This window comes from Moorena bouillonii PNG (genome assembly GCF_001942495.1).
Taxonomy (GTDB): Bacteria; Cyanobacteriota; Cyanobacteriia; order Cyanobacteriales; family Coleofasciculaceae; genus Moorena; species Moorena bouillonii.
On record NZ_MKZS01000001.1, the window covers coordinates 2,810,399 to 2,816,121 of the forward strand.

The 5,723-nt window shown below is 45.1% G+C and carries 3 protein-coding genes; 1 reads left to right on the forward strand and 2 read right to left on the reverse strand.

Annotation, left to right across the window (positions count from 1 at the left end):
* Positions 1-611: 611 nt before the first annotated feature.
* Positions 612-1,814, forward strand: a complete 1,203-nt coding sequence (locus BJP37_RS11530) for a glycosyltransferase family 4 protein (RefSeq protein ID WP_075898898.1) — start codon at positions 612-614, stop codon at positions 1,812-1,814.
* 155 nt (positions 1,815-1,969) lie between these two features.
* Here BJP37_RS11530 and BJP37_RS11535 read toward each other — a convergent pair whose 3' ends face one another.
* Positions 1,970-4,309 (reverse strand): alpha/beta fold hydrolase, encoded by a 2,340-nt coding sequence (locus tag BJP37_RS11535; protein ID WP_075898900.1) that lies wholly within the window; start codon positions 4,307-4,309, stop codon positions 1,970-1,972.
* Positions 4,310-5,347: 1,038 nt separating this feature from the next.
* Positions 5,348-5,572 (reverse strand): hypothetical protein, encoded by a 225-nt coding sequence (locus tag BJP37_RS11540; protein WP_075898902.1) that lies wholly within the window; start codon positions 5,570-5,572, stop codon positions 5,348-5,350.
* Between the last annotated feature and the right edge of the window lie 151 nt (positions 5,573-5,723).

The window sequence follows — 5,723 nt, forward strand, 5'->3', positions numbered from 1 at the left end:
TTGCCTAAATCCTAGTCTCTATCACCGTTTCGACTACTTTTGCCTAATGGATAGCTTAAAAAAGGGGGGAATTAGATTGAAAAGTCCCCCTTATTAAGGGGGATAATGGGGGATCTGAATCAGGGATTAACAAAACTGACATGCACCGATCCATCCCTAACTAATCACAAAATCCCCTCGATCGTGGCATCAATTTCTACCAAATTGCGATCCACTTGCTTCAACTCCGCCGCCACCACCCCTAGATTAATCTCCGCTGACTGTTCCCAAGTCTAGCATACAGCCATTACAGCCCAATCAGGTTATCAAGGCTAGCTCTGTTTTTCGTGAGTACTAACCTACCGTTGGATATGTCTATCACGACTTACGCAAAGCCCCCTAAATCACCCAATTATGGGGGACTTTGACATCATTACCCCCCAAAATTGGGGGGCAGGGGGGCAAAACCAACTAACTTCGTAAGTCCTATCTATGGTGCTTCAGAATCGTCTATCCTGTGATCGGAGGGGATCAATTTACCTAATTACAAGGGTAACATGCTCCCTACTAAGACGCCTAAGTCTGTTAAAATGTTACTAATTATCAGCTGAATTAATCAGGGAAAAAAAATCATGAATATCCTGATTTATGCTTATGGCTGTTCCCCAGTAAGAGGGTCTGAATATGGTATAGGTTGGAATGTCGTAAAACAAATAGCTAAGAACCATAGCCATAAGTGTTGGGTGCTCACTAACATAACTGATCAATCTCAGATTGAACAGGAATTGTCTCATTCACCTTTAGACAATGTCACCTTTATCTTTGTAGCAATGTCTGAAGGGTCTCGTAATTCAGGATTGTCCCATTATTTGTACTATATCGCCTGGCAGATTAGAGCATTTTTTGTGGCCAAAAAACTCCAGGACGAAATTGGGTTTGATTTGGTTCATCATGTTACCTATCAAAATTCCTGGTTGCCGACATGGATAGGCTGGCTAGGTGTGCCCTTGATTTGGAATGGTGGCGCTAAAGATAAAATTCCTTCGGTACTCTTGAAGACATTATCCCTAAAATCGGCCATGATGGAAAGGATTCGGATGGTGTCGATGAATGTCCTAGGTCGCTTTACCCAGTGGTGTGTGGCTTCTCGCGCCCAATTAATTCTATCTCGGGAAGCGAGCCAATGGTCAGATAATTTACCAGTTAAGGCTTTTCCTCCCTTTGGTCTTAATCAAAAGGATATTGAGAGATTAGCTCAACTGCCCCAGCGCCAGGAAGAACCATTTCGAGTGGTCAGTATCGGGAGATTTTTGGGTTGGAAAGGGTTTGCATTGGGCATCCGTGCCTTTGCCCAGTTCCATCGTGAACACCCCACTAGTGAATACTGGCTGATTGGTGATGGTCCTGAAAAGGAGGGACTACAGAAATTAGCTAAAGACCTTGGATGCGGTGATGCTGTACGTTTTTGGGGGAAGCTTTCCCGTGATCAGGTCTTACAACGGATGGCAGAGGTGGACGTGTTAATGCATCCGAGCTTCCATGATCATTGGCCGACGGTGGTGTTGGAAGCAATGGCATCTGGTAGACCTGTGGTTTGTCTCGATATTGGTGGACCCTCGTTGATGGTTCAACAAGACTGGGGAATTAAAGTGCCTGTGGATAACCTATCCCAAGTGATCAATGATTTAGATCAAGCACTGTTGCAGTTAGCAACTAATGGGGAAAAGCGCATATCTATGGGACTTAAAGGACGAGTGATAGTCTCAGAGAATTGGTCATGGGAGATAATCGGTGAACAAATGTTGAATCTATATCAGGAAGTTATCAATTCTTAAGCATTCAGCTATCAGCTATCAGCTATCAGCTGTCAGCTATCAGCTATCAGCTATTTGCCTTGGCCAATGGCCACGTGAAGTCACAGGCTAGAAGCCTGTGCCACAAAGCTGACGGCTGACAGCTGACGGCTGAATGCTTAGGTTGAAATTAACAATTAACTAATAATTACCTGCTCTATACAAGCCGTAATTTTTTCAGCTAGTAGCTCTACATGGGGGTCTTTGAGAAAACTCCCTGGTTGGTCATCTAAGTGCTTACCAGAGATTTCCTGGATTTTCAGCTCTCCAGTAACTAACTCTATCCAGCCTTTTTGGAGTTCTGGAGATTGGGCAATCCGCTCACTGGTCAAGAACATTGTTACTGGGTTTGGATAGTAGCGTTTTGCCACATAATTTTTTGACGCGAAGGTGTTAGCTTCTTGGACTTTGATGATTTGGAGAGATTGCGGTAAGGAAATCCCAAAGGACTGATATAATTTAGAAACAACCTTTAGGAATTGCTGCTTGAGTACGTCTTGAAAACCTCTATGAATCAATCGCTCAAACAGTCCCTTTAATCGGTCACTATAGCTACGTTGATAGGGACGTTGGTTTTCATTTGTGGAGAAGTTAACAGGGCTAGGTTCCAGCAGAGCTAACAGAGCGACTGTCTCACCGTCTAAGCGGAGCAGCTGAGCAATCTCCAGAGCAATCTTACCTCCAAAGCAGTATCCTGACAGAAAATAGGGACCCTTGGGCTGAATAGTACGTATTTCCTTGAGGTAGCAGCGAGCCATATCCTCAACTGTGCTCAGGGGAGTCTGTTTGCCATCGAGACCCAATGATTGGAGTCCATAAAACGGTTGCTCCGAACCCAAATAACGTGCCAAATCTCGAAAGCTGAGAATGTTACCACCGGCTCCATGAATACAGAATAGAGGCGGTTTGGAACCATTGGGCTGAATTGGTACTACTGAGGACCAAGGTGCTGCTCCTTGGTCTTGGCGCAGCTGGTTGACTAATTGGGCTACAGTTGGAGCCATCAGCAGAGAAGCTAAGGGCAGTTTTTTATGGAAAATCTTCTCAATCTCAGCAAACAGGCGCACCGCTAGGAGAGAGTCTCCTCCTAGGTCATAGAAGTTATCTGTAACACTTATAGATTTGATTCCTAAGACGTTTTCCCAAATCTTGGTCAGTTGACGTTCTAAGTCATCTCGGGGAGCAACAAAGGTTTTGGATGACTCTGGCTGAGGTTGGTCAGGGGCTAGCAGAGTACTGTTGTCTTTTTGGGCATCATCTTCTTGGCCCTTGTGCCTTGGGATGTCTTGCTGGTCAGGTGTTTGACCATGGCATCCATTCTTGATGCAGTCGCTCATGGGGGAAACCCCCAAGACCGCGCTGCATCGCTCCCAATCTACTGGTACACCTGCTGCTCTGAGCTGTTCTACGGTAGTGAGCAAGAAGCTTAGATCCGATTGCTCCTGTCGTGGATGACGTACCGACGTTAGCACCAGCTGCTCAACGGCTTTCTGAGAATGTCGTTTAGTTAATGTGCTCAAGGTTCGCCCAGGCCCTACTTCTAGCAGGATGGTCTCTGGTTGTTTCAACAACTGTTGCACACCTTGAGAAAATCGCACAGTTTGCCGCAGATGCTGAGCCCAATAGCGTGGATTGACTGCTTCCTCGGCTGTAATCCAAGTGCCAGTAACATTAGATAGGTAGGGAATTTGTGGAGGCTTGAGACTAACCTGTTTTACCTGGTTGGTGAAGGAGTCCAAGATCGGTTCCATCATCTTGGAATGAAAGGCATGGGAGGTATGTAGCCTGCGGTATTCTAGCCCTTTTTGATCCAATTGGTTTTGTAATAATGCGATCGCATCAGTAGGACCAGAAATCACCGATTGGGATGGCCCGTTAATCACTGCTAAGGATAGTTCCTGACCTAGCAGGGATTCCACCTCTTGTTCTGGTAAAGGAACAGCAAGCATGGAGCCAGCAGGAAGTTGTTGCATCATCTGCCCTCGAAGGGCAACCAGAGATAATGCATCCTCTAAGGAAAAGACTCCAGCTACACAGGCTGCCACATATTCACCGATACTGTGACCGATCATGGCTTGGGGACGGACTCCCCACGACATCCATAACTGAGCTAGGGCGTACTCGATCACAAACAGGGCTGGCTGGGTAATACTAGTCTGTTTCAGTTGCTCTGTGGCCTGATTAGTCTGTTCCTGCTTTGGGTAGAGTACATGGCGCAGGTCAATGCCCAGATGGGGTTTGAGGAGTTCTGAGCATCGATCAATCAGATCACGAAATGTTGATATTTCATGGGTTAGTTCCAGCCCCATATTGACATATTGTGCTCCCTGTCCTGGAAACATAAATGCCACCGGCTGAAGCTTGGGCTGTTGGCCGTTTATCAATAATTGTTTCGGTAGTTGTTGGGGTTGGCGAGTACTCGGTTCTAACACATCCCTGATTTCCCAGTTGCTGATTAGGTTACTTGCGGGAGCCATGATTGCTCAGATGTAACAGCAAACCTTAACTAATATAGCAAACCTTACTTATTCAAGTACTACAGTATAGCTTTTTTTTGGGATTTATTCAATACTTATCCTGAAAACAGCGATGCAGCGCCGACCTGCGGGGGTTTCCACGGGGCAAACAGCGGTGCGGACGCAGGTTCCGCACACAGACCCATGCGCCACTCGCGCTTTGCATGGCTGACAGGGTAAAACGATTTACTGTAAGCCAACTCAGCGCGCTGTTTTAGATTTTTTTTTAGATTTTTTTGATCAATCAGGACTTACCCATTGCCCCGGTTGCTCCACCAAACTTAGTATATTTTTTGATTACTACCCACCATATTTGGTGGGTTAGCAGGCCAAAACCAACTAAAATTCGTAACTTCTATAAATCCTGGAACTTTAATCATCAAATCTACGTCTCTAGATAGTTGATTAATTTAAAATAGCTAATTATTTACCCTACTCGATAGATGAGTTCACAAGTTTTTCACAAAGTCTGATTAACCTGTTAGCCAAGTCTGATTACTAAAGTCTGATCACTAATCAGATGTTGCTTCAGCTCAATTTAATTGTTGGAGGTTTGTCAATGAACTCGCTCAGTTCCACGTCGAGCATCGTTGAGTTGATTGAATGGGATATACTACAAGATGTAGCAGTTGATTGACAATTGATTGACCGCTGTTGACAACATTAACTTTTTTTAAAATCTTGAATTTTTACAGGGATTTTAATATATTGTGTGAAGGGCTGATTAAATAGCCAAGCCATCGTTAAACCGTTTGCAAAACTAATGGTGATTCTTGCATCTATGTTCAAGTTATTCGTCATCAAAAATCCTGAATGTATAACAGATTATTATGGCACTTTTGACAAGTTAGCACAACCGCTTCAACGACCGGCTAAAGTTCAGAGACTATTTATCACACAAATCCTAAATGTGTAGGGGACACAGCGTGAAGCGAGTCACATCCCCTCTGCTCGGTGGTAGTGCGTTCCAGCAGTATTACAATTAAATCAAGTCTGACATTAACAACTGCGCTGGAACGTATTATAATTAATGGTTTTAAGGGTTTGTTGATAAATACCATTCTTGATGCAAAGCGCGAGTGGGGGAAACCACGGCAGTCGCTCATGGGGGGGACCCCCTTTGGCGGCGCTGCCTCCCCAAGACCGCGCTGCATCGCTCTCAGTGATGGCAGGTGATAGTCCATTGTCAAACTGCGCCAAAATAACAGAGTTTTGACAAATCATGGCCTAGCCTTATCCTAGAAATCTACTTGATTGATAAAGCAGCTCAAGGTAGAAAAAAAAATAATTATCGGGTTTATCTACCTGTCAGCCATGCAAAGCGCGAGTGGGGGAAACCACGGCAGTCGCTCATGGGGGGAACCCCCCCAGGTCG

Bases quoted from the DNA above. Each gene is read 5' to 3' on its own strand.
- BJP37_RS11535 (WP_075898900.1), bottom strand. From the start codon at position 4,309: ATGGCTCCCGCAAGTAACCTAATCAGCAACTGGGAAATCAGGGATGTG.
- BJP37_RS11540 (WP_075898902.1), bottom strand. From the start codon at position 5,572: ATGATTTGTCAAAACTCTGTTATTTTGGCGCAGTTTGACAATGGACTA.
- BJP37_RS11530 (WP_075898898.1), top strand. From the start codon at position 612: ATGAATATCCTGATTTATGCTTATGGCTGTTCCCCAGTAAGAGGGTCT.